Source organism: Vibrio sp. S234-5 (assembly GCF_000960595.1).
In the GTDB taxonomy this organism is placed as follows: domain Bacteria; phylum Pseudomonadota; class Gammaproteobacteria; order Enterobacterales; family Vibrionaceae; genus Vibrio.
Window position 1 is genome coordinate 12,969 of sequence record NZ_JZAM01000228.1, and the last position, 22,097, is coordinate 35,065.

At 50.5% G+C, this 22,097-nt stretch carries 18 protein-coding genes and 4 tRNA genes; 11 read left to right on the forward strand and 11 right to left on the reverse strand.

All coding sequences use genetic code 11. From position 1 onward, the window contains the following. Nucleotide 1 precedes the first annotated feature (1 nt). Nucleotides 2-3,115 (reverse strand): vibriobactin export RND transporter permease subunit VexH, encoded by a 3,114-nt coding sequence (gene vexH, locus UF06_RS13655; RefSeq protein ID WP_045570934.1) that lies wholly within the window; start codon nt 3,113-3,115, stop codon nt 2-4. Between the two features lie 2 nt (nt 3,116-3,117). Beyond that, entirely contained in the window at nt 3,118-4,182 is a 1,065-nt protein-coding gene (locus tag UF06_RS13660; RefSeq protein ID WP_045570935.1) for an efflux RND transporter periplasmic adaptor subunit, read from the reverse strand. A gap of 376 nt (nt 4,183-4,558) precedes the next feature. Between UF06_RS13660 and UF06_RS13665 the strand changes: the two genes are divergently transcribed. From UF06_RS13665 to UF06_RS13680, 4 genes are all read left to right on the forward strand, one after another. Next, nucleotides 4,559-4,643 (forward strand) — tRNA-Tyr (locus UF06_RS13665). 80 nt (nt 4,644-4,723) lie between these two features. After that, nucleotides 4,724-4,808 (forward strand) — tRNA-Tyr (locus tag UF06_RS13670). Nucleotides 4,809-4,888: 80 nt separating this feature from the next. After that, nucleotides 4,889-4,973: transfer RNA gene (locus UF06_RS13675), tRNA-Tyr, on the forward strand. A gap of 81 nt (nt 4,974-5,054) precedes the next feature. Further along, nucleotides 5,055-5,139 (forward strand) — tRNA-Tyr (locus UF06_RS13680). 180 nt (nt 5,140-5,319) lie between these two features. Here the strand turns inward: UF06_RS13680 and UF06_RS13685 are convergent. After that, nucleotides 5,320-6,192, reverse strand: a complete 873-nt coding sequence (locus tag UF06_RS13685; RefSeq protein WP_045570936.1) for a Tim44 domain-containing protein — start codon at nt 6,190-6,192, stop codon at nt 5,320-5,322. A 245-nt stretch (nt 6,193-6,437) separates the two neighbouring features. On the opposite strand from UF06_RS13685, the gene UF06_RS13690 reads away from it, so the two are divergent. The 3 genes from UF06_RS13690 to UF06_RS13700 all read left to right on the forward strand — a co-directional run bounded on the left by UF06_RS13690 (nt 6,438) and on the right by UF06_RS13700 (nt 9,952). Next, complete coding sequence (locus UF06_RS13690) at nt 6,438-7,028, forward strand: TetR-like C-terminal domain-containing protein (protein WP_039464453.1); 591 nt, start codon at nt 6,438-6,440, stop codon at nt 7,026-7,028. Between the two features lie 15 nt (nt 7,029-7,043). After that, a complete protein-coding gene (locus UF06_RS13695) occupies nt 7,044-8,918 on the forward strand; it encodes an MFS transporter (protein ID WP_045570937.1) in 1,875 nt (624 codons plus the stop codon). 173 nt (nt 8,919-9,091) lie between these two features. Further along, nucleotides 9,092-9,952: a putative sulfate exporter family transporter gene (locus UF06_RS13700; protein ID WP_139046362.1), complete on the forward strand. Its 861-nt coding sequence runs from the start codon at nt 9,092-9,094 to the stop codon at nt 9,950-9,952. On the opposite strand, the gene UF06_RS13705 is transcribed toward UF06_RS13700, so the two are convergent. The 7 genes from UF06_RS13705 to UF06_RS13735 form a co-directional block, all read right to left on the reverse strand. Then, on the reverse strand, nt 9,949-10,128 hold the full coding sequence (locus tag UF06_RS13705) for a hypothetical protein (RefSeq protein WP_045570938.1): 180 nt from the start codon (nt 10,126-10,128) through the stop codon (nt 9,949-9,951). The two genes, UF06_RS13700 and UF06_RS13705, sit on opposite strands and share 4 nt — an antisense overlap. Before the next feature lie 97 nt (nt 10,129-10,225). Continuing rightward, nucleotides 10,226-11,665, reverse strand: a complete 1,440-nt coding sequence (menE, locus tag UF06_RS13710; protein WP_045570939.1) for an o-succinylbenzoate--CoA ligase — start codon at nt 11,663-11,665, stop codon at nt 10,226-10,228. Continuing rightward, the gene (gene menC, locus UF06_RS13715; RefSeq protein WP_045570940.1) at nt 11,662-12,648 is read right to left on the reverse strand and encodes an o-succinylbenzoate synthase; all 987 of its coding nucleotides are present in this window, start codon (nt 12,646-12,648) and stop codon (nt 11,662-11,664) included. The genes menE and menC overlap by 4 nt, the downstream gene beginning before the upstream one ends. Nucleotides 12,649-12,759: 111 nt before the next feature. Then, nucleotides 12,760-13,626, reverse strand: a complete 867-nt coding sequence (gene menB, locus UF06_RS13720; RefSeq protein ID WP_045570941.1) for a 1,4-dihydroxy-2-naphthoyl-CoA synthase — start codon at nt 13,624-13,626, stop codon at nt 12,760-12,762. Between the two features lie 26 nt (nt 13,627-13,652). Then, nucleotides 13,653-14,444 carry a 2-succinyl-6-hydroxy-2,4-cyclohexadiene-1-carboxylate synthase gene (gene menH, locus UF06_RS13725; RefSeq protein ID WP_045570942.1) on the reverse strand — a complete coding sequence of 264 codons (792 nt, stop codon included), beginning with the start codon at nt 14,442-14,444 and terminating at the stop codon, nt 13,653-13,655. Then, nucleotides 14,407-16,110 carry a 2-succinyl-5-enolpyruvyl-6-hydroxy-3-cyclohexene-1-carboxylic-acid synthase gene (gene menD / locus UF06_RS13730; protein WP_045570943.1) on the reverse strand — a complete coding sequence of 568 codons (1,704 nt, stop codon included), beginning with the start codon at nt 16,108-16,110 and terminating at the stop codon, nt 14,407-14,409. The genes menH and menD overlap by 38 nt, the downstream gene beginning before the upstream one ends. Next, nucleotides 16,107-17,429 carry an isochorismate synthase gene (locus UF06_RS13735; protein ID WP_045570944.1) on the reverse strand — a complete coding sequence of 441 codons (1,323 nt, stop codon included), beginning with the start codon at nt 17,427-17,429 and terminating at the stop codon, nt 16,107-16,109. Before UF06_RS13735 ends, menD begins: the two co-directional genes overlap by 4 nt. Before the next feature lie 242 nt (nt 17,430-17,671). On the opposite strand from UF06_RS13735, the gene UF06_RS13740 reads away from it, so the two are divergent. From UF06_RS13740 to UF06_RS13750, 3 genes are all read left to right on the forward strand, one after another. Further along, nucleotides 17,672-18,886 carry a pyridoxal phosphate-dependent aminotransferase gene (locus tag UF06_RS13740; RefSeq protein WP_039424998.1) on the forward strand — a complete coding sequence of 405 codons (1,215 nt, stop codon included), beginning with the start codon at nt 17,672-17,674 and terminating at the stop codon, nt 18,884-18,886. An 80-nt stretch (nt 18,887-18,966) separates the two neighbouring features. Next, on the forward strand, nt 18,967-19,551 hold the full coding sequence (yfbR, locus tag UF06_RS13745; protein WP_045570945.1) for a 5'-deoxynucleotidase: 585 nt from the start codon (nt 18,967-18,969) through the stop codon (nt 19,549-19,551). A 20-nt stretch (nt 19,552-19,571) separates the two neighbouring features. Continuing rightward, a complete protein-coding gene (locus tag UF06_RS13750; RefSeq protein WP_045570946.1) occupies nt 19,572-20,891 on the forward strand; it encodes an anti-phage deoxyguanosine triphosphatase in 1,320 nt (439 codons plus the stop codon). Here UF06_RS13750 and UF06_RS13755 read toward each other — a convergent pair. Continuing rightward, entirely contained in the window at nt 20,888-21,499 is a 612-nt protein-coding gene (locus UF06_RS13755; RefSeq protein WP_045570947.1) for a DTW domain-containing protein, read from the reverse strand. The genes UF06_RS13750 and UF06_RS13755 overlap by 4 nt on opposite strands. Before the next feature lie 3 nt (nt 21,500-21,502). Between UF06_RS13755 and rrtA the strand changes: the two genes are divergently transcribed. Next, a complete protein-coding gene (rrtA, locus tag UF06_RS13760; protein ID WP_045570948.1) occupies nt 21,503-22,054 on the forward strand; it encodes a rhombosortase in 552 nt (183 codons plus the stop codon). The last annotated feature ends 43 nt before the right edge of the window (nt 22,055-22,097 follow it).

Consider the following 22,097-nt stretch of genomic DNA (forward strand, 5'->3'; position numbering starts at 1 on the left):
ATCAACCGTGACTTACCCGCCCTTTGGTATCATGGCTGAGCGCTTTATTCAACTCGGCTTCGACATGACCGGGAGCTTCAGTGTGACGAGATAGCAAGCGATACATCGCCGGGATCACCAGCAGAGTCACCAGCGTGGCAAACGCCATACCAAAGAAGATCACCGTACCGACAGCAACGCGGCTCTCATATCCGGCCCCATTGGACATAATCAGTGGAATAGCGCCTGCCAGTGTGGTGAAGGCCGTCATCAAGATCGGGCGAAGACGCCTCGCCGCCGCATCGACAATCGCTTTTTCGAACTCAAAGCCGCGATCACGCAACTGGTTGGCAAATTCGACGATCAAGATGCCGTTTTTCGTCACCATACCGATCAGCATAATCATACCGATCTGGCTATAGATGTTCAGTCCTTGACTCATCACTATCAGCCCGAGGAAACCACCAAACACCCCCATAGGAACGGTAAACATCACCACTAGCGGGTTAATGAAGCTCTCAAATTGCGCTGCCAGTACTAAGTAGGCAACCAATAACGCCAGCGCAAACACCAATACAATACTGGACTGATTCTCTTTGAAGTCTTTCGACTCACCGGAATAACTGACCGAAATATCGCCCGGCAACAACTCAATCGCTTGCTGATCCATAAACTCCAATGCTTGGCCTAGGGTTGCCCCGTCAGACAAGTTCGCCGTGACCGTAATGGCTTTCTGCTTATTGTAGTGAGAGAGACGAATGGACGAGGCGATCTCCTCAATTTTCGTCACTGTATCAAGCGTAACCAGCTCGCCACTGCTTGTGCGTAGGTAGATCTGGCTGAGATCGGCGGCGTTATTAAAACGATTTTCATCACCACGCAGGTAAACATCGTACTCTTCGCCTCGGTCGACAAAGGTCGTCTCTTTTTTGCCGCCCAGCATAATTTCTAACGTGTCTGACACATCGGCAATCGAAATGCCCAGTTCAGCCGCACGCTTCTTATCTACCGACACCACCAGCTCAGGGGTTTTCTCCGAATAGTTGATCTCTGCCCCTTCCATCATCGGTGACTCTTCGGCGAGATTTTTCAGTTTTTCCGCCCACACTTTTAGCTCGTCATAGTCTGAGCCACCAAGAACAAACTGCACTGGTTCGCTTGAACCTCCACGGAATCCGGGCATAAACGGAAACACGCGCACATCCGGAATCCCCGCTAAGGCTTTGCGCACTTCGCCAAGTGCTTGCTGCGCCGTCACGTTACGCTCGTTCCAATCATCCAAAATCATGATAACGAAACCGGTTTGGTCGCCAGCTTGTCCGCCAAACGCGGGCGATTGAATGCTGAATGACTTCAAGAAGCCCTGCCCAAGTAACGGCATTAAACGCTGTTCGACCAAATCCATGTTAGCCGCCATGCGGTTGTAGCTGGTTGCATCCGCGCCGCGTACAAAGGCAAAAATCACACCGCGATCTTCTTGTGGTGTTAATTGCGCCGGCACTTGATTCATTAAGCTGTAGCTGCCCCCTACGCAAGCGAGAATAATGACGGGAGCCAGCCAGCGCCACGCCAAAGCTTTTTTCAGCACGGCGCGATAAGCGGTTTCCAGTTTGGCGAAGAGAAAATCGACCAAATCATTGAATCGATTTTTCTTCACGTTGGCTTTGAGCATTTTGCTGCCCAGTACTGGCGTTAAGGTCAAGGCGATCAAAGACGAGAAGATCACCGACATCGCCAATAACACTGAAAACTCGGTAAACAGCAAGCCGACCATACCATCCATAAAGGAGATAGGCAGAAAGACCATCACCAGCACCAAAGTCGTGGCGATAACCGCAAAACCGACTTCGCGAGTACCTTTATAGGCTGCCAACAGTGGCGGCTCACCTTGCTCAATGTGGTGGAAAATATTTTCCACTACCACAATGGCATCATCGACCACCAGACCAATCGACAAAATCAGCGCCATCAAGGTAATGAGGTTGATCGAGAAGCCGAAGTAGTAGGCGGCAATAAATGAAGAAATCAGTGACACCGGTACCGTCACCGCCGGGATCAGCGTTGCTCTCACCTGACCGATGAAAATATACAGCACCAAAATTACTAAGCCACCCGTGATAAAAAGAGTGCTGTAGACTTCAGAAATGGAACGCTCAATAAACACCGTCGAGTCATAATCAATCGCTAAACGGGTGCCTTCGGGCAGAAACTTCTGCACTTTCTCCACTTCTTCATGGACACGTTTGGCCACTTCCAGCGGGTTGGCATCCGATTGCGGTACAATCCCCATGCTGACGTTGACTACGCCGTCACTCTTGAACGTCGAGTTTTCGTTCTCGGCGCCAATGAAAACATCCGCCACATCTTTCAGATAGATCGGCGTATTGTCGCTGGCCCGTTTGACCACCAAGTATTGGAAATCTTCCACGGTTTTGTAGCTGCGCGCTGTCCTGACCGACATCACCGTCTGATCGTTTCGCACCACACCGCCCGGGCTTTCGAGGTTTTCACTGCGCAGTGCCGAAGTGATATCGGTAGCGGTGACACTGCGCCCCGCCATCAACTCCGGTTGCAATTTGACGTACATCACCTTGTACAAACCGCCAGAAACATCCACCGAGCTGACACCAGTGATCAAGCTAAAACGGTCCATCAACACGCGCTCAATGTAATCGGTGAGCTGAGTGCGATCCATTTCTGATGAGCTTAAATTGATGTAGACTGACGCCTCACCGCTACCGTTGTTTTTATAGACAATCGGATCATCGGCTTCTTCCGGCAGAGCACGCTGCGCGCGGGCTACCGCGTCTCGCACATCACTGATCCCCGTGTTGAGGTCGTAACCCAGTTCAAAGGTGATGGTGATACGCGAAGAGCTATTGCGCGTGGTAGAAGATATTTCGTCAATCCCACTGATGCCAGAAAGTTGATCTTCCAGCACCGAGGTGATTTGACTTTCAATGATGGTGGCCGATGCCCCTTCATAACGGGTACTGATCGACACAACCGGACTCTCGATATCGGGCATTTCCCGCACTGAGAGCTTAGTAAAAGAGACAAAGCCAAACACGCACAGCAGCAAACTCAGTACCAGCGCTGCTACCGGTCTCTTGACCGACACATCAGACAACAGCATGGTTAGCTATCCTTCTTGGTTTCTGGCTGAGCGCTGTTGGCACTACCAACAAGCTCTTTGACCAACACGCCATCGCGCATATTGACGATGCCTTGCACCACAATTTTGTCGCCTATATTGACGCCCGATTCGATCACAACTTGGTTTTCAACCCGAGCTCCAAGCCGTACCTCAGTTCGGCGCGCTTTGTTATGTTCATCAATCACGTAGACGTAGCGTTTTGTGCCAGAGTACTCCAATGCCTGCACTGGAATAATCGGCGCTTCGATGGCAGGGAAAGCTAAGGCCGCATTGAGCAACATGCCCGGCTTAAGCTTGTTCTCTGGATTGGCAAATTGGATACGAACGCGCAGGTTGAGCGTCTCGGCATTGATGCGTGAATCGATGCCGACGATCTTTCCTTGGAATGTCTCATTTTTCCATGCATTAGAGCTGGCCGTCACTGCCATTCCCAGCGAAATCTGTGACAAATAACGTTCTGGGATGTGTAGATCGAGCTGCATCAGCGAAAGATCGTCTAATGTCAGTAATTCCGTTCCAGCGCTGACCAGCTTCCCTCGGCTAAAATTGATAAAACCGACAGTGCCCGCAAACGGCGCCGAGATATGCAAATCGTTCAAACTCGCCTTTGCTGCTGCCAAACGGGCTTCGGCAATCTCAACACTCGCTTTTTGTGCGTCTATCTCGGTTTGGGTGATGGCATTGCGTTTTACCAAACGCTCGTACTCTTTCAGTTTACGCTGCTCATCCTTCAAATAAGCGTTCGCTTCTGTTTGCGCCGCCAGTACCTTGCCATCTTCCAACTTAATCAATAACTGCCCTTGGCGCACGTTTTGGTTCGCTTTCACCTGAATCGACTCCACTTTTCCGGAGACTTCAGAGGCGATCACCACCGACTGTACCGCCTCAAGCTTACCAACCAAAGAGAGCGACTGGTTTATCTGGTGCGTTTGAACCTGTTCTGCAACCACCGTCACTGCGGTTGGCCCTTTAGGTGCAGCGCTTGCCAGCGACGAGTGTCCTGACAAAGTGAGCACCAACATAGAAATTAGAATGCGCTTATTCATAGTCCATCAATCAAAGAATGTAAGTTGGAGAGTTTTGCTCAATTCATCTGAATACGTTTTATTTGACGGGAACCGCCAAGCAGAGCAAAAGTATTTGAGTTTGTTAGTTTATCAGCTCAAAACTCAGGTAACGTCAAGTTGTGTAAATTATCGCAAACCTTATACGCACGATAGCGACCATTCAGATCAAATGGCGACTTAACACTCAAAATGAATACTTTCTGGCAACTTTGCCCAAAAAGGAAGCATTCAAACCAAAAACGCCAGAAAAAGGCTTTACAGTCACAAATGGTTTGTTATGATGCGCTCCGCACTTGAGCGATGCGTTGGGAAAACGTCGCTTAAGCTTTTCAGTTAGTGAAAAGAAAAACACCCTGGAGGGGTTCCCGAGTGGCCAAAGGGAGCAGACTGTAAATCTGCCGGCTCCGCCTTCGATGGTTCGAATCCGTCCCCCTCCACCATATTCTTTCTTGTGATTTTGTCATGAGAAAACACTTGGAAAGCCGTGTTGGGAAAACACTTTCTAAGTATAAAAATCCCTGGAGGGGTTCCCGAGTGGCCAAAGGGAGCAGACTGTAAATCTGCCGGCTCCGCCTTCGATGGTTCGAATCCGTCCCCCTCCACCATGTTTTTTCTTGTGATCTTGTCATGAGAAAGCACTTGGAAAGTCGTGTTGGGAAAACACTTTCTAAGTATAAAAATCCCTGGAGGGGTTCCCGAGTGGCCAAAGGGAGCAGACTGTAAATCTGCCGGCTCCGCCTTCGATGGTTCGAATCCGTCCCCCTCCACCATATTGTTTCTTGTGATCTTGTCATGAGAAAGCACTTGGAAAGCCGTGTTGGGAAAACACTTTCTAAGTATAAAAACCCTCTGGAGGGGTTCCCGAGTGGCCAAAGGGAGCAGACTGTAAATCTGCCGGCTCCGCCTTCGATGGTTCGAATCCGTCCCCCTCCACCATACACAAGAAGCCAGCTCATTGAGCTGGCTTTTTTGTTTTGCTTCTGGACTTGATCATCGTATTAACGATGCTTATCAAAACGTCAACGGCTTGATAGCCAAATAAAATTACCGCAATAAAAAATCCCGCTCACCTTGATGAGCGGGATTTTAGTAAGACTAAATTGGAAGGGGTTGTTTTTATCCCTGAATACCGACAATCAGCCAAGGCGCGTTGTCTTGGGTTAGGTCACGCTCTAAGTGCCAAATGTCCTCGATATCTTCTTCAATGCCTTCAACCGCGTCACGATAGCGACCACTGAATTGCAAGCTCAACTGCGCTTTAGTGTCGTCGTACTCGGCACGAACGATCTGTGCATCGACATACATCACTTCCGTATGCTGCTCACCAGCGAGCTTTTCACGCTCTGCTTTCAGATCGGCAAACAGTGTTGGCGAAACGTACTCTTCAATCGTATCCAACTGATTATGGTTCCAAGCACCTTGCAGTGTTCGGTAATGCTCACGCGCACCATTGACAAATGCGACTTGGTCAAACCCTGGTGGGTAGTTGTGCGGCACATCAGATTGATTGGCAAAACCAAAACTGCCATTGGATGAAGAACCCGCTGTTTGTTCAAAGTTATGTACATTGGCTTGTTCAAACTTAGGCGCTTGACCACCAAATGCAGGCTGTTGACGATGCTGATTCATACTGCCCTGCTTGGCGGCAAGCAAGCTACGCATCAGTTTAAAGATGATAAAGGCAATCAGGCCGATAATCAGGATATCCATAAACTGAATGCCTTCAAACGCACCACCGAAGAAAGCCGCCAGCAAGCCACCTGCTAACAATCCCCCTAGGATTCCGCCCATGAGACCTTTCTTCGAACCCTGTTTCGCACCCTGATCTTTGCCGATGGTGTTGGTATCCTGCTGCTGTTGTTTTGGTGCAGGTGCGGTTTTGTAGCTCTTTCCGAGCGATTTACCGCCACCAAACTTTTTCGCTTCTGCAATCGGCATTACCGCGACAGAGACGATGAGCAGGGCAACAATCGATAATAAACGTTTCATCTTTATCCTTTTGTTATCTTATTGAAACAAATTCCAATCCTCGGGAAGGCCAAGTCATGGCGCGCTAACAAGAGAATTGGTCACTTGGAATCATACAAGTATCTTAGTTGCTTTTAAATGCTGGCGAGAATTGGACTTGTATCAGAATATTGCTACAGAGAACGATTTACACCGCGATGAATTATTGACGGGTATATCAGACACGTCTAAAATATCGAACGTTGTTCAATTTGTAGTAGCAGAAAATGGCCCGTAGAAACGATCACACCAGAGAAGAACTGGTTGCCTTAACCCTTCAAACCGTTAAAGATTTCCTCAGCGAAAATTCCTATCACGAACTCAGTTTACGTAAATTGGCAAACATGATTGGTTATGTGCCCAGTACTTTGGTCAATGTTTTTGGCAACTACAATTTGCTCTTGCTCCATGCCATTGCTCAGACCTTGGATGAGCTGTCTAACGAAGCCATGACCGCCATGCAAAATTCTCCGGACAGTAAGCAAGCGCTGTTTAATCTCGCCTATTGCTACCATGATTTCGCCCAACGTAACCCATACCGGTGGCAACTGATTTTCGAACACAACATGAACGGCGCTGAACTACCAGAGTGGCAAGCGAAGCGAATCGATCACATGACAGGCATGCTGGAATCTTTACTCATCCAGATAAGCCCTGAGCATAATCCCTCTGAAGTATTGCAAGCCAGCCGAGTGCTTTGGTCCGGAGTGCATGGTATTACACTCTTAAGCGTCGACGACAAGTTTTTTTCAGCCGAACCGGTAGATGGCAAACAGCTGATTAACAATCTATTGTCTAATTATCTTGCCAACTGGTAACCACAAGGCTTAATCATGTCCCGCAATCGACAACCTTCGCTGTTAACACAACGAAAGTTTTTGCCTTATTTTGTCACACAATTCTTCGGCGCTTTTAACGACAATATCTTTAAGAATGTTTTGTTGCTGTTTGTTGCTTTTGCGGGCACAGGTGCGCTACCAATTTCAAGCAATCTATTTATCAATTTAGCGGCAGGACTTTTTATTCTGCCTTTTTTCCTATTTTCCGCCTCCGCCGGTGTGTTGGCCGATAAATACGAAAAGTCGTGGTTTATCCGCAAAGTTAAATTATTTGAAATTGCCATCATGCTGCTTGGTGCAATTGGCTTTATTACCGAAAGCTACGGCGTTTTGCTGCTTTTACTCTTTTTGATGGGCACCCAATCGGCATTTTTTGGGCCAGTCAAATACGCGTTATTGCCGCAACAATTAACGACTAAAGAGCTGTTGCCGGGCAACGCACTGGTTGAAGCGGGCACTTTTATCGCCATTTTGCTCGGTACGCTTGGCGCAGGCATTATTGCCTCTGCTGAACAGGCAAAATACATTGCTGCGCTGAGTGTGGTGATCTTCGCTCTGTTTGGCTACCTTTCGAGTCGCGCGATTCCGATGGCTGCGGCCAGCGCGCCCAATATTAAATTTCGCTGGCAACCTTATCGCCAGACCAAGCACACACTCTCTATTAGTAAAGCGGATCCGGTCATTTTTAAGGCCACACTGGCGATCAGTTGGTTCTGGTTTTTAGGCGCAGCCTATCTGACTCAGTTCCCTAATTTTACCCAGCACTATCTCAATGGCAGCGAGAGCGCAGTCTCATTTCTTTTGGCACTCTTTTCTGTCGGCATTGCGCTCGGCTCTCTCTTGTGTAACACACTGTCCAAACAACGTATCGATGTGGGCATTGTACCGATTGGTGCCATCGGCATGACCATTTTCGGTTACCAAATGGCCACCGCCATTCAAGAGGGTTTACCACAGTTCCAAACCTTCGCTGAATTCATTGGCTTTGAACCACTTTGGCCTCTGTTTTTTCATCTGTTGATGATTGGCGCTTGTGGCGGACTGTTTATTGTGCCGTTGTACGCACTGATGCAACATCGAGCTAAAGAGAGCGAGCGGGCGCAGGTGATCGCCGGGCTGAACATCATCAACTCCTTGTTTATGGTCGCCAGTGCCATTCTCGGCATTATTTGCCTGAGTGTGATTGAGATGAGCATTCCGTCGCTGTTTGCTCTGCTAGCGTTACTCAACTTACTCGTGGCAGCATACCTGTTCTTGTCCGCACCTATGTTTGTCGTCCGTTTTTTGGTTTGGCTGCTGACCCACACTCTCTATCGCGTCAAACACAAAAATCTGCACCACTTGCCAGAACAAGGCGGAATGCTCATCGTGTGCAACCACGTCAGCTATATGGACGCGTTACTGCTCAGTGCGGTCTGCCCGAGATTGATCCGGTTTGTGATGGAAGAAGAGTACGCCTCTTTGCCGCTCTTGAATCGCTTTTTGCGCACCGCAGGAGTAATCCCCATTTCCGCCTCTAACCGCAGTTCAATACGCCGCGCGTTTAATGACGTAGAACAAGCGTTGAACGAAGGCCATATTGTGTGCATCTTCCCTGAAGGACGGCTCACCCCTGATGGAGAGATTCAGCCCTTTATGCGCGGTATTGACCTCATCTTACGCCGCAGCCCAGTTCCGGTGATGCCGATGGCGATCAAAGGGTTGTGGGGCAGCTTTTTCAGTCGTGCTCGTGGCAGAGCATGTAAAGGCTTACCACAGCGTTTTTGGTCTCGCTTGGAGATAGAAGCCGGCGCACCTGTGCCACCCAATGACGCCTCAGCGTCACGGATGCAAGAGAAAGTGCAGGCACTGCGAGGCGATTGGAAATAACCGCAAGTGTTCAGATTAGATGAACACTTGTTCAATTCATTAAAACTTGCTGATCGTAGCGTTACGCTATACTGTCGCCCCGATCCTTGATTACGCTGATTCTCTTGAAAAAAAACTTGCTTGTTTTTGGCCTTGCACTGTTTTGCTGCCTTACGCCATTTGTCTCCTCGCCGATGGCACTGGTGATCGGCTTTCTCCTCGCAAGCTGTGGCTACGTACCCTCGCATCTCCCCATCTCGACTTACACCAAAAAGCTCCTCGCTTACTCGATTATTGGCCTCGGTTTTGGCATTCATTTCGAGCAAGCATTAGCCGTCACTGCCGATGGTATCGGGTTAATTGTTGCCACCATTTTTGGCACGCTGAGCTTAGGTTGGTTAATAGCCAAGATGATCAGACTAGAAAGCACTACCGCTTATCTGATCTCGACAGGTACGGCGATTTGCGGTGGCAGCGCTATTGCCGCCGTGGCGCCTGCGATTAAAGCGAAAGACGATCAGATCGCTCTCGCCCTAGCGACCGTATTCGTGCTCAACTCTCTGGCGCTGTTCCTGTTTCCGGTGATTGGTCACGCGCTCGATTTAGATCAACAGACATTTGGCACTTGGGCGGCGATTGCCATTCACGACACCTCTTCCGTCGTTGGTGCCGCTTCGGCTTATGGAGAGCAAGCACTCACCACGGCAACAACGTTAAAATTGGCGAGAGCGCTCTGGATAGTACCGATTGCGCTTCTCAGCGCTTGGTTATTTCAGCGCAAAGGCGACAACCAAGCAAAACGCGTCGTTATCCCCTATTTTATTTTGTGGTACTGCGCGGCAATTGGCATCAGCGATACCCTGCCGCAATTTGACTGGATCTATCAAGGTATCTTTGCCGTAGCGAAACAGGCATTGGTTGTGTGTCTATTTTTGATTGGGTGCAGTATTTCAGTGGAAAAACTCAAAAGAGCGGGCGCAAAACCGCTGCTGTTTGGCGTTGGTTTGTGGCTGGTGATATCGAGCACATCACTCGGTTGGCTGCTGCTCCGTTAGCTCTCCGTCGATTGAGTGATGCCATTATTGCCAAGCGTTTGCTGGCGATGCAGCACAAACAGCGCCGACAAAATGAGGAAGGCCGTTAATTCCGCTAGGGAGCGATAGAGCCCTTCGTTACTGAGCGCGACGCCGATTTGCAACAGTACGACGCCGAATAGAATTCGCTTAGCCATAACCTTATACCTTTATCATCTTCAAATCCCAGATGATTATGATTCACAGTTATAACTAAGCGAAATTCCCTTTGCGACTAAATCATTCCTAAATTGACTAATTCGCCAAACGACCCTCTGCGAGTCTTTGCTCCAACCACTGTTTGATCTCATGGCGCGCTGGTTTAATCGCGCCACTTTGTAGTGAGACGGGCCATAGATAATAAGCGACTGGCCACTTGAATTTTTCGAGCTTACCCATTAAGTGCGCATCGTAGGTTGGCTTGGCGAAGAGTGCCGTGGTTTGTAACACCGCGACAGGGCGATGGCCAAACTCGGCGTCGGCAATCGGTACCACGATCGCAGCGGCGATCTCAGCGTGCTGACACAGCGCACTTTCAATCTCTTCGCAATGGATGTTTTCTCCGCCGGAGATAAACAAGTTGTCCGCTCGGCCGACGATCCGCAGCTCCTCATCCTGCCATTCACCAAGATCTTTGCTGTCAAACCAGCCTTGCTCATCGGTAAGAGGCGTTAATCCACCTTGATAGTAGTAGCCTTGCGCCAAGGTTTGTCCGGCAATATAAATCCGCCCATCAACCAATTTCACTTGGCGATTTTTCAGCACATGCCCAGCATTGCTCATACCATCGATTGCCTTGGCCGTAACGGTTGAAGCCGCTTCAGTCATGCCATAGCCGAGCCAAGTTTCAATCCCTTGCTGTTGCGCTCGGGTTGCAAGCGAATGCTCAACATGGCTGCCCCCCAGAAGGACATGCGTGAGCGATAGACTGGCATCAGCATCCAGCAAGCGCTTAAGCTGCGTTGCCACCAGAGAAGCGTGCGTGACCGACAATATGTCGTCGGCAAGTGCACCCTGGCCTATTTTCAGCGTCGCGCCAGCCAGCAACCAACGATAAACAATGGCGACGCCAGCAACGTGGTAGAGCGGCAGAGAGAGCAGCCAGCAATCTTGCGAGGTGAAGGGGAACTCTTGCAGTAAACCCTGCGCAGAAGCAAAGTGCTGTGCATGAGTGTGCGCCAGCGCTTTGGCCGCGCCAGTCGAGCCCGAGGTAAAAAGCACGCTTGCCAAGCGAGAGGAATGATACGCCATCGGCTCCGTGTCAGATGCAGCCATGTGCAGCAGTTGCGGATGAAAACGTGGCAGTTGAGCCCAATCTTGCTGAACGTCGACCTCTGGGCAATCGCCAAAAGCCGTGCAATAGATAAAACGGCGCTGCTCAGGGCGATAAAGAGCGTTGAGTTTTGCTGTCAGCACCTTCGCTGGAGCAGGCATAACAAACGCCACCAAAGCGCCTAACTGCTGCGCGGCTAAACAGAGCAAGACACTTTCCGGACGATTTTTGCCAATCAGCGTCACCACCTCGTCGCTTGTAACGCCTTGTTCTGCTAAGAATCCAGCGTAGCTATCCACCACTTGGGCTAATTGCTGCCAAGTGAGTGAGCAAGCAGGCAGCTTCAGCGCCTGCGAAAAAGGGGTTGTTTGCGCCCAATGGCGCCACATCGGCAGTGCCGCAGGCACTGTGATGTTGTTCATGACTGCCAAACCAAGTTCTGCTCAGACAAAGGAGTCACTGGCAGTTCACAACTCGGCCACGCCATTTGCAACTGTGCTTTAAACAGGCCAATGGTATCTAATCCCGGGGTGACATTCGGCAGTTTCCAGTGGGACAACCGAGCCAACTGGCTCAAACCTAAGCTCGATTCAAGGCTTGAACTGATAACCGCTTTGATACCAAGCGCCTGAGCACGCTCGATCAACCCGATACAGCGTTGCACAGAGCCAATCAAGGTCGGTTTGATGACGATCGCTTTCACGCCCGTTAAATCTTCCAGACGAAAATCGTCTCGCTTCACCGCTTCTTGCAAAGTCTCATCCCACGCAATGGCGATACCGGTGTTAATGGCAAACGACAAACTGTCGCCCGGCTTTTGACACGGTTCTTCAATGAAAACGATGCGCTGACGTAGAGAGGGGGTAACATATTGGGCAAATTTGTTGGCTTTTTCTGGCGTCCAAGCACGGTTGGCGTCCAGACGCAGCGTGAGATCTGGGATGCTTTCCAAAAACAGATTGACCAGCATGCCGTCACGGATCGGCTCATACAAACCGACTTTGACTTTTGCTACCTTGTCTCCTGGCATGGCACTCAAAATAGGCAGCAGTTCGTCAGGATCGCCAGTACATAAGGGCGCAGCAAGGTAATTCCCCTCGACAGGTAGCGCTCCCGAAAGCTCCAACAGCGCCATCGACAGACCAAACGCGACCGAAGGATACAAAGCATCAAACTCTAACGCTTGCCCGGCTAGCCAAAGTTCAAGCTGGGCTTGCGCCTGAATGCCCGCCTCTTCTACCGACTCGAGACTAAAACCGGGTAAAGGGGCGATTTCACCGTAGCTTCGTTGCCCATTCTGGTTTAGCTCAACAACATAGCCGACTCGCTCTGTCAGCTTTTCATCTCTTAAAATCACACCGCTGTCCATCGGCAGCGTATAACGAAAAAGTTTGGCTGATTTCATGATTATTCCTTGATCTCTTAACGCCCGTTGCTCTTTGTTGCACCACAAAGAGCAGAAAAGTGCGGCCACAACGCAACCAGTCACTGCGCTGCAGCCGATAAAGCGAGGCGATTAAGGATTGCGCGGGAACTTATTGAAATCAGGTCGACGCTTCTCGTTAAAAGCGTTACGTCCTTCCTGACCTTCATCGGTCATGTAGAACATCATGGTGGCGTTACCCGCTAACTCTTGAAGCCCCGCTTGGCCATCGCAATCGGCGTTGAGGGCCGCTTTCAGACAGCGCAGAGCCATTGGGCTATGTTGCAGCACTTCGCGGCACCAGCGCACCGTCTCTTTTTCCAATTCTTCAACAGGGACAACGGTATTCACTAGGCCCATGTCCAACGCTTCTTGCGCGTTATAGAAGCGGCACAAGAACCAAATCTCACGCGCTTTTTTCTGACCGACGATGCGCGCCATGTAGGAAGCGCCCCACCCTCCGTCAAATGAGCCAACTTTAGGGCCAGTTTGACCAAATTGCGCGTTGTCAGCGGCAATGGTTAAGTCACACATCATATGAAGCACGTGACCACCACCGACCGCCCAACCTGCGACAGACGCAATAACGGGTTTCGGACAAGTGCGAATATCACGTTGGAAATCAAGCACATTTAGGTGGTGAACTCCGGAGTCATCTTTATAGCCGCCGTAATCGCCGCGAATCTTTTGGTCACCGCCAGAACAGAACGCGTCTTCACCTAGACCGGTCAAAATAATCACACCGACGTTAGAGTCATAGCGAGCATCTGCAAGCGCTTGGATCATCTCTTTAACGGTTTGCGGGCGAAATGCATTACGCACTTGAGGACGCGCGATGGTGATTTTAGCAATGCCATCTTCCGACTTGTGATAGTGAATATCTTCATAGCCTGCGCTGCAGTCGTTCCAACTGACTGGGGCGTAGAGTTCTGCTTCGGTGATGCCTACGGTTTTAGCCATGGTGATTCCCATTGTTTTCGTTGTGGTTATCGTTGATAAACCGATTGAATAAATGCGCGGACCGTTTTCGCGAACGCCATAGGCTGTTCCTGATGAACGTTGTGGCCCGCCTGACTGATTGGCGTACAAGGCAAACCGCTTTGCAACGCCAATGTGCTAAATTTCGTGTCTTTTGCACCGCATACATAATGCACTGGCAGCGAAAGAGCCTGGATATCGGCTAGCAAGTTCGCTTGCTTGCCAAGAGAAGTCGATAACAGCATATCTGCAACGGCAGCGCCAAGATTAGCACTACGTTTTGTTATCAGAGTTTGTCTTTGCTCATGGTTTAGTGAGGAAAATACCGGCTGTTGATACCAATCGGACAATACCTGCTCAATGGGTTCGCGGCGAAAGCGATTTGCCCAGCGCGTATCCGCTCGTAGCCGCTCTTCTCGCTCTGAGACGCAAGCAAGGCCAAAATGGCCACCTTCCAAAATGACCCCTTGCAGATTCAGTTGGGCAAACAGTCGACTCACCAGACTTTGCATCACAATGCGCGCACCAAGCGAATATCCGAGCAAAATCAGGGGCGTGCCGGGCTTAATCATTGATTGCATTTGCTGCGCGACAAACTCGCCGCATGCGAGGGCATCTTGGCAACGCACGGCTTGGTGAACGCCATGGCCGGGCAAGTCGATAGCGACGTGCTCAAACTCAGTGAGGCAACCTTGCAGCGCCGCCCAATCGGCGCTGCTGCCAAGCAAGCCATGTAAATAGACCAAGGTGGGCGCGGTCACACTAGAGCTCGGCAACGGCACGGCAAAGAGCCTTAACATCGTTGCTGGCTTCAAGTGGCGCGGTTTTCACTTCCACTAGCAAGGTGCCTTGGCCAGAGGCCAAATGCTGCTTAATCATTTGCCCGCATTGCGCCATGTTTTGTGGCCGAGCATAGGCCAAAGCAAACTGGCGGGCAGCGAACTCAAAACCAAAGCCGTGCGGCATTTGATACAAACTTTGCCTTTGCTGCGCGGGAACAGGCAAGAGATCAAAAATCGCTCCGCCATCATTATTCACCACCACCAGCACCGCGGGGAGTGGATTGTGGGCAAACAGCGCTAAGGAGTTGAGATCATACAGCGCAGAAGTGTCACCCAAAATCATCAAAAGCGGCTGTTGCTGCGCGCGCTGCACACCCGCTGCGGTGGCAAACAGGCCATCAATACCCGACGCGCCGCGATTGGTAAACACAGCCCGGCCATCTAACCGAGCCACCATATCCGCTAAGCGCACAAATAAACTGTTGCCCAGAAAAAGCGTTGTACTCGTTGCCCATTGCCCAAGTTGGCAGGCAAGAGAGAGCTCACTGATTGGCTGGTTGGCAATTTTTTCGGCGACCCATTGGCTGCGCTGTGAGTACCATTTCAGCTCGTCTGCCCAGCCCGAATGCGGCGAGTCTCCTTGCCATTCACTCAGTGCTTGGCACTGCCACTGCTGCGCGCTGGCGACAAAGTGTCTCTGCGGGAGATGTGCAGGGTTGTTTCGCTCCAACTGAGGAAAGACATACCAATAGTTGCATTGACTCGAGATCTGCGTTGGTAGCCACTGATTCCAGCGCTTTGACACCAGACGACTGCCAAACTGAACCACCAACTCCGCCTGCGCAAGTTGCGCAGAGGCTTTGGGGTTTTGTAGCCAGAGGTCATACCCTGCCCATTCAGAGCTCACGCCACTTTGCACATCACACAGCACTGGCCAGCCAAGCCGCTTGGCGAAGACCAACGCCGCTTGTGCATCGGCCAGAGGCAAACTGCCAATCACCACCAGCCCTTTTTTCTGCCACCACGCCTCACCAATGGGCAAGTTGTTGTGCAGATGAAGTGATTGCGCGCTATAAACTTGTTCACTGCGCAACCACGAGGCAATCGATGCGAGATACTCGGCGTAGAGCGCTTTGTTGCCATCAGAATACAGTGGTTCAGGGAAAGGACAATTGATGTGCACCGCGTGCCCGGCGGCCGCTTGACGGTGCATGACTTGATCAACCGAAGTCAGCAGCCAAGGCAGACCAATCGAGGTGGTAGGGCTAGGCAAATCCAGCTCGGCGCAAACATGGGGAGCGAAAATGCCTACTTGGCGAATCGCTTGATTGGCGCCACAATCCACCAGCTCGACAGGCCGATCGGCCGTAAGCAGCACCAGTTTCTCCCCGGTTAGGCCCGCTTCTGCCACCGCTGGCAGCAAATTGGCGACGGCGGTTCCCGAAGTGACAATGATCGCTACTGGCTTACCACTGGCTTTGGCTAAGCCGAGAGCCAAATAGCCCAATCCACGTTCATCAAAATGGGTGTGCAAATGGAGATTCGGGTTGGCGTCGGCTTCTAAGGTCAACGGCGTCGAGCGAGAGCCCGGAGCTACGCACACCTGTTGCACACCAAAACGGCGCAGTTCTTCCAGCAGAACTTGGCACCAAACCCGATTTAATAACGCTTGGTCGTGTTTCATGAAGCAACACCCAGCGGTGGGTACTCTGCGATGAGCGACAATAAGGTGGACATTTTCTTGTCCAACTCGGCCCATTCGTGCTCAGCAATCGAACCGGGGACAATACCTGCGCCCGCAAACAGTTGTAACTCGTCATCGACAATCAATGCACTACGAATAGCGACACAGAACTCCGCTTTATCGTGGCTCAAATAGCCGACCGAACCGGCATACCAGCCGCGAGAAAATGGTTCATTGTCGAGAATAAACTGCATCGATGCCTGACGAGGCAATCCAGCCACCGCCGCCGTCGGTTGCAGCGCCGAGAGAAGCTGTACGCCATTGACCCCCTCTTTGAGACGCGCGTGAATATCACGCTTTAAATGCTGCACTTTGCGCAAACGAACCAAACGCGGATCCGCTTCCACTTGCACCGTCTCGGCATGTGGTGTCAAACGCTCGACTATATCATCCACCACATATTGGTTTTCGTTGAGGTTTTTAGCATCTTGCGCCAGCCAATTGGCTAGTTCGAGATCGTGCGTGGCATTAACGCCGCGGCCAATCGTCCCAGCTAACGCTTCGGTATGCAGTTCTCTATCGTGTCTGAGATAGAGCCGCTCTGGCGTTGAGCCGATGAAACTGTGTTTTCTATCTAGGCTTAACATGAAATGAAAACTGTGGTGATTGTGCTGAGCACTGGCTTTAAGCAGCTGCGAGGCGCACAGTGGCGTATCAAGCTGCACGCTGGTTTTACGCGCCAGCACCACTTTCTTAAAAGCATTTTGCTCAATGCCATGCAGCACCTTATCTACCAAACTCTGCCACTGATCCTGACTTGGCAAATGATCGATGTGGCAAATGTGCGCAGCCAGCGGCGCCAGTAGCGAAATGTCGCACACCAGCTTGCGTAAACTTGCCAGTAAGCGGGAACGCTCAGCGCCCAAATTGACCGCAAGGGAAAGCTTGCCATCTTGTTGAAGTAGTTCGATCTGTGGCAAAAAGAAAAATGAGGACATGCAGCGACGATTTTTCTCACTCAGTCCATCAAATGAACGCCCTCCCCAAACCCGCTGCCCAGGGGCCAAAATTGCGTAAGCAGGTGCTGGCTCGGTAAACGTATGCAGTTGGCCAAGCGCCACCACCTGTTCGCGGCCATCACGAGAATGCCAATAGAATTTAGGGAAAATAGGCTGCGCTTCAAGCCAATCAATTAAGGTGAATTTCAGCGCGGTGTCGATGGGCTCAATCAGACGGCTCTCGTCCTCTCCAGCATTTTTGACTCGTTCAATCAGTTGGCCAATGGCTTGATGAAAATACGACAAATCTACCTCGAACATTAGAGGATAAAGAAATACTGTCGCTACTCTATTGATAGACCCTGATCAAATCAAGGTTGTAGGACATCTTTTACCAGATCCTGTGATAACAGGCGCTCATTCGTTCGCGCTCTTTCAAACACACAAAGTGCGTATTACAGAAACTTTAGGGTTAATTGCACTTTGCTGTAGATTTTTATCCTAAAGAATGTCAAGTTAGTGTGCTTTAATAAAGAAATTATCGATTTTTCAGGAATTATACAATGCAAAATATCGGGATGTCGTCAAAACTTGATAATGTCTGCTATGACATCAGGGGTCCGGTACTCAAACATGCTAAACGCATGGAAGAAGAAGGGCATAAAATCCTTAAACTCAATATCGGAAACCCCGCCCCGTTTGGCTTTGACGCCCCTGATGAAATTCTGGTCGATGTGATTCGTAATCTGCCAACCTCTCAGGGCTACTGCGATTCCAAAGGTATCTACTCCGCACGCAAAGCAGTTGTACAGCATTATCAACGCAAGGGAATTCGTTCGCTCGATGTCGAAGATGTCTACGTGGGTAACGGTGTGTCTGAACTGATTGTGATGGCGATGCAAGCACTGCTGAACAACGGTGATGAAATGTTAGTGCCAGCACCGGACTACCCACTGTGGACGGCGGCTGTATCGCTTTCTGGCGGCAAAGCGGTGCACTATTTATGTGACGAAGAGTCGGATTGGTATCCTGATCTCGAAGACATGAAAAAGAAAATCACGCCTAAGACGCGCGGCATCGTGCTAATCAACCCCAATAATCCGACAGGCGCCGTCTACAGTCGGGATTTTCTACTGCAAATGATCGAAATTGCTCGCCAGCACAAACTGATGATTTTTGCCGATGAAATCTATGACAAAGTGCTGTACGACGGTGCCGTGCACACCTCGGTTGCGACACTGACTGACGATGTGCTGGTGATGACGTTTAACGGTCTGTCGAAAGCTTATCGTGTGTGCGGTTTCCGTGGCGGTTGGATGTTCCTCACCGGACCAAAGCACTTGGCTCAGGGTTACATCAATGGGTTGGACATGCTGGCGTCGATGCGCTTATGTGCCAACGTACCCATGCAGCACGCCATCCAGACTGCGCTCGGGGGGTATCAGAGCATTAATGAGCTCATTTTGCCGGGCGGACGTTTGCTGGAACAGCGTGATCGCGCGTGGGAACTGATCAATCAAATTCCCGGTGTGTCGTGCGTTAAACCAAAAGGCGCGATGTACCTCTTCCCGAAAATCGACGTGAAAAAGTACAACATTACCGACGATCAGAAGATGGTATTCGACTTCCTAGTACAAGAAAAAGTGCTGTTAGTGCAAGGAACAGGCTTTAACTGGCCAAAACCTGACCACTTTCGTATCGTGACTCTGCCACACATTGAAGATCTCGAAACCGCGATCGGCCGTTTCGAACGTTTCTTACACACTTATCGACAGTAGTAATTAGTGTAAAACTTTCATATGCTTAAAGGTGTTCCATCTGGAACACCTTTTCCTTTTTGCTGTCGATGAGGTCTGTGATGAAAGAAAGCCATTTTTTTGCCCATCTCGCCAGAATGAAGCTAATCCAACGCTGGCCGCTCATGCGCTCTGTCTCCACCGAAAACGTCTCGGAACACAGCCTGCAAGTGGCGTTTGTCGCCCACGCCTTGGCACTGATTAAAAACAAAAAATTCGCTGGCAATGTCAACCCAGAACGGATCGCGTTGATGGCGATGTACCATGACACCAGCGAAGTATTGACTGGGGATTTGCCAACGCCAGTGAAGTACTACAATCCTGACATTGCCAAAGAGTATAAAAAGATCGAAGCAGCGGCGGAAAAAAAGCTCCTGTCGATGCTGCCTGAAGAGTTTCAGGACGATTTTCGTCCTTTCCTACTCTCAGAAGAAGCACCGCAAGACGAAGCCAACATCGTAAAGCAAGCCGACTCGATCTGCGCCTACCTAAAATGTTTAGAAGAGCTCAGTGCTGGCAATCACGAATTTGCCTTGGCTAAGAAACGACTAGACATCACTTTGGCCGAGCGTGACACGCCGGAAATGGTCTATTTCCTGCAGACCTTTGCCCCCAGTTTCGAGTTATCGCTCGACGAAATCAGTTAATTCCCAAGCGGAGCAAGACAGTGCAAGTAACCCTTAGCCCACAATGGCTGGAACGCCATGATGATGAACATAAGATCCGCAGAGACGATCACCGCAGTCCCTATCAACGTGACCGGGCGCGAATACTGCACTCGGCCGCTTTTCGTCGCCTGCAAGCCAAAACCCAAGTGCATGGCAACAGTCTGGAAGATTTTCACCGCACTCGCCTCACCCATTCGCTAGAAGCAGCGCAACTGGGTAGCGGCATTGTCGCGCAAATTAAGAAGAAACAAGCGGAGTTTCGCGATCTGCTGCCAACTGAAAGCTTGATCGACTCACTTTGCCTTGCTCATGATATCGGCCATCCTCCCTATGGGCATGGCGGTGAAATCGCGTTGAACTACATGATGCGCAACCACGGGGGCTTTGAGGGCAACGCGCAGACCTTTCGCATTGTGACCCAACTGGAGCCGTATACCGAACATTTCGGCATGAATTTATCGCGCCGCACTCTATTGGGTTTGATCAAATACCCCGCTCTTATCAGTCAAACTCAAGCGCTTGTGCAACCTAAAGCGGTTTCCCACCAGAGACAGCTCAAAGCCAGTGACTGGATGCCCGCGAAAGGCATTTATGACTGTGACCGAGCGCTGTTTGAATGGGTGTTGGCGCCACTTAACACCCATGACCAGCAGTTGCTTGGCCAAATGCGCATCGCGCCAGAAAATCCTTGTGCTCATCGTAAAACGCGCTTCAAATCTCTCGACTGTTCGATCATGGAGCTGGCCGATGACATCGCCTACGGTGTACACGACCTCGAAGATGCTATTGTGCTGGGTTTGGTCAATCGCGGGCAATGGCAAGAAGGCGCAGCCAGCAAACTGGCGGATTGTGGTGATGCTTGGTTTGAACAACATCTTAGTTCGATTGGTGACATGCTGTTTAGCGGTAAACACCATCAAAGAAAAGATGCCATCGGCGGCATGGTCAATGCGCTGCTAACCAGCATCCGCGTCCAGCGCGTAGAGGCCGATTTTGCCAGCGAACTTCTGGCGTACAACGCCTTTCTTGAGCCGGGAATGGATCAAGCACTGACCATACTCAAAAACTTCGTCAGCCACTATGTCATTCAGATCCCACAGGTGCAAATTGTCGAATATAAGGGCCAACAGATCATCATGGACCTCTTTGAAGCCTTTAGCGCTGATCCCAAGCGCTTGCTGCCGATTGCAACTCGGCAGCTTTGGCAAGCGGCGCAAGAGGAAAGCGCGCAGATGCGGGTGATCGCAGACTACATCTCCTCGATGACCGACGGCCATGCACAGCGTTTACACCAGCAGCTCTTCTCTTCACACCATTAACGTTTACGATAGTTTTGCTCAAACACCCCAGGCGGCATTTGCGCAATTTGAAACTCAATCATATTGTGAAATGCCGTCAGCAATGGCGTGAAGTCTCGCTGTGGCTCAAGCAGAGACAAAAGATGATAGCCCGCTTCCAGCGTCGACAAACTGTTTTCACTCGGCGCTTTACGAATCACGTAATTGCCAACCAGATTGTCTGGCAGCTTGACGCAAGGCAATGTATGCAAGTTGCTCGATAACTGCCACATTTTAAACGCTTTCTTCCAGGTCCCATCCAGTAAAATCACCCTGAGTTTGCTCGTTGCGGCGTTTTTCTGGGTAAGGTCACTGAGTGGATACGCCTTGTCACTGGGATAAAGCAGCCAGTGTTGGTAACCTTCTTCACAAAGCAGATGGTTCAGTTCTTGATGGTGTGTGAAGTCCTCTCCGATAAAACAGCGGCTATTGGCAAGTGAGAGCGAGAGAATTCTCGCGCTGCCCAATGGACGATGTTCTTCACTCGGATGTTGAAGAATGATAAGTTCGGTATCCGCTGGCAGTGCACGTATCCACTGACACAGACAGGCTTTTTTTGCTTTACCACATCGGGAACAATAACGGGACATAGAGTGAACCTTTTTATCTTTCTTTCAATTATCAGTACCGTGTGTCTTGCGCTTCAATATCCCGCGTTGAGTGAACTCGCTGAGTGGAATAAATTGGCCATAGAGCAAGGGCAATGGTGGCGAATCCTAACAGGAAATTTCACTCATACCAACTTTGCCCATTTGACCATGAATCTCGCGGGGTTGTGGGTCATCTGTTATCTGTTCAAGCCACGTTGGACAAGCGTCGCTTGGCTACTAGGCTTGGTAAGTCTGCTGGTCGGTGTGTCAAACCTCTCGACCTCTATGTCGAGCTATGTCGGTCTTTCCGGCACATTACACGGACTGTTTGCGTTCTATGCCTTGACGGAGTATCTGCATGGCCGAAAGAGCAGTGGGCTATTGGTTGCCGGGGTGATCGGCAAAGTGTGGTGGGAACACAGCTTTGGCGCGTCAATTTCGACCAGCGAGCTGATTGCCGCGCGAGTGGCGATTGAAGCCCATCTATTTGGCATGCTTTCTGGCTTAGTTTTCGCCCTCATATGTTTTGGTATCGATAAAAAAAGGCCGGTATAACACCAGCCTTGCCAGACGTAGCGAGCCAACACTACTCCAACTT

Bases quoted from the DNA above. Each gene is read 5' to 3' on its own strand.
- UF06_RS13695 (WP_045570937.1), top strand. From the start codon at position 7,044: ATGTCCCGCAATCGACAACCTTCGCTGTTAACACAACGAAAGTTTTTG.
- yfbR (WP_045570945.1), top strand. From the start codon at position 18,967: ATGAAAGAAAGCCATTTTTTTGCCCATCTCGCCAGAATGAAGCTAATC.
- vexH (WP_045570934.1), bottom strand. From the start codon at position 3,115: ATGCTGTTGTCTGATGTGTCGGTCAAGAGACCGGTAGCAGCGCTGGTA.
- menD (WP_045570943.1), bottom strand. From the start codon at position 16,110: ATGAAACACGACCAAGCGTTATTAAATCGGGTTTGGTGCCAAGTTCTG.
- UF06_RS13700 (WP_139046362.1), top strand. From the start codon at position 9,092: ATGGCACTGGTGATCGGCTTTCTCCTCGCAAGCTGTGGCTACGTACCC.
- menC (WP_045570940.1), bottom strand. From the start codon at position 12,648: ATGAAATCAGCCAAACTTTTTCGTTATACGCTGCCGATGGACAGCGGT.
- menH (WP_045570942.1), bottom strand. From the start codon at position 14,444: ATGTTAAGGCTCTTTGCCGTGCCGTTGCCGAGCTCTAGTGTGACCGCG.
- UF06_RS13685 (WP_045570936.1), bottom strand. From the start codon at position 6,192: ATGAAACGTTTATTATCGATTGTTGCCCTGCTCATCGTCTCTGTCGCG.
- UF06_RS13690 (WP_039464453.1), top strand. From the start codon at position 6,438: ATGGCCCGTAGAAACGATCACACCAGAGAAGAACTGGTTGCCTTAACC.
- UF06_RS13660 (WP_045570935.1), bottom strand. From the start codon at position 4,182: ATGAATAAGCGCATTCTAATTTCTATGTTGGTGCTCACTTTGTCAGGA.
- UF06_RS13705 (WP_045570938.1), bottom strand. From the start codon at position 10,128: ATGGCTAAGCGAATTCTATTCGGCGTCGTACTGTTGCAAATCGGCGTC.
- menB (WP_045570941.1), bottom strand. From the start codon at position 13,626: ATGGCTAAAACCGTAGGCATCACCGAAGCAGAACTCTACGCCCCAGTC.
- menE (WP_045570939.1), bottom strand. From the start codon at position 11,665: ATGAACAACATCACAGTGCCTGCGGCACTGCCGATGTGGCGCCATTGG.
- UF06_RS13755 (WP_045570947.1), bottom strand. From the start codon at position 21,499: ATGTCCCGTTATTGTTCCCGATGTGGTAAAGCAAAAAAAGCCTGTCTG.
- UF06_RS13740 (WP_039424998.1), top strand. From the start codon at position 17,672: ATGCAAAATATCGGGATGTCGTCAAAACTTGATAATGTCTGCTATGAC.
- UF06_RS13735 (WP_045570944.1), bottom strand. From the start codon at position 17,429: ATGTTCGAGGTAGATTTGTCGTATTTTCATCAAGCCATTGGCCAACTG.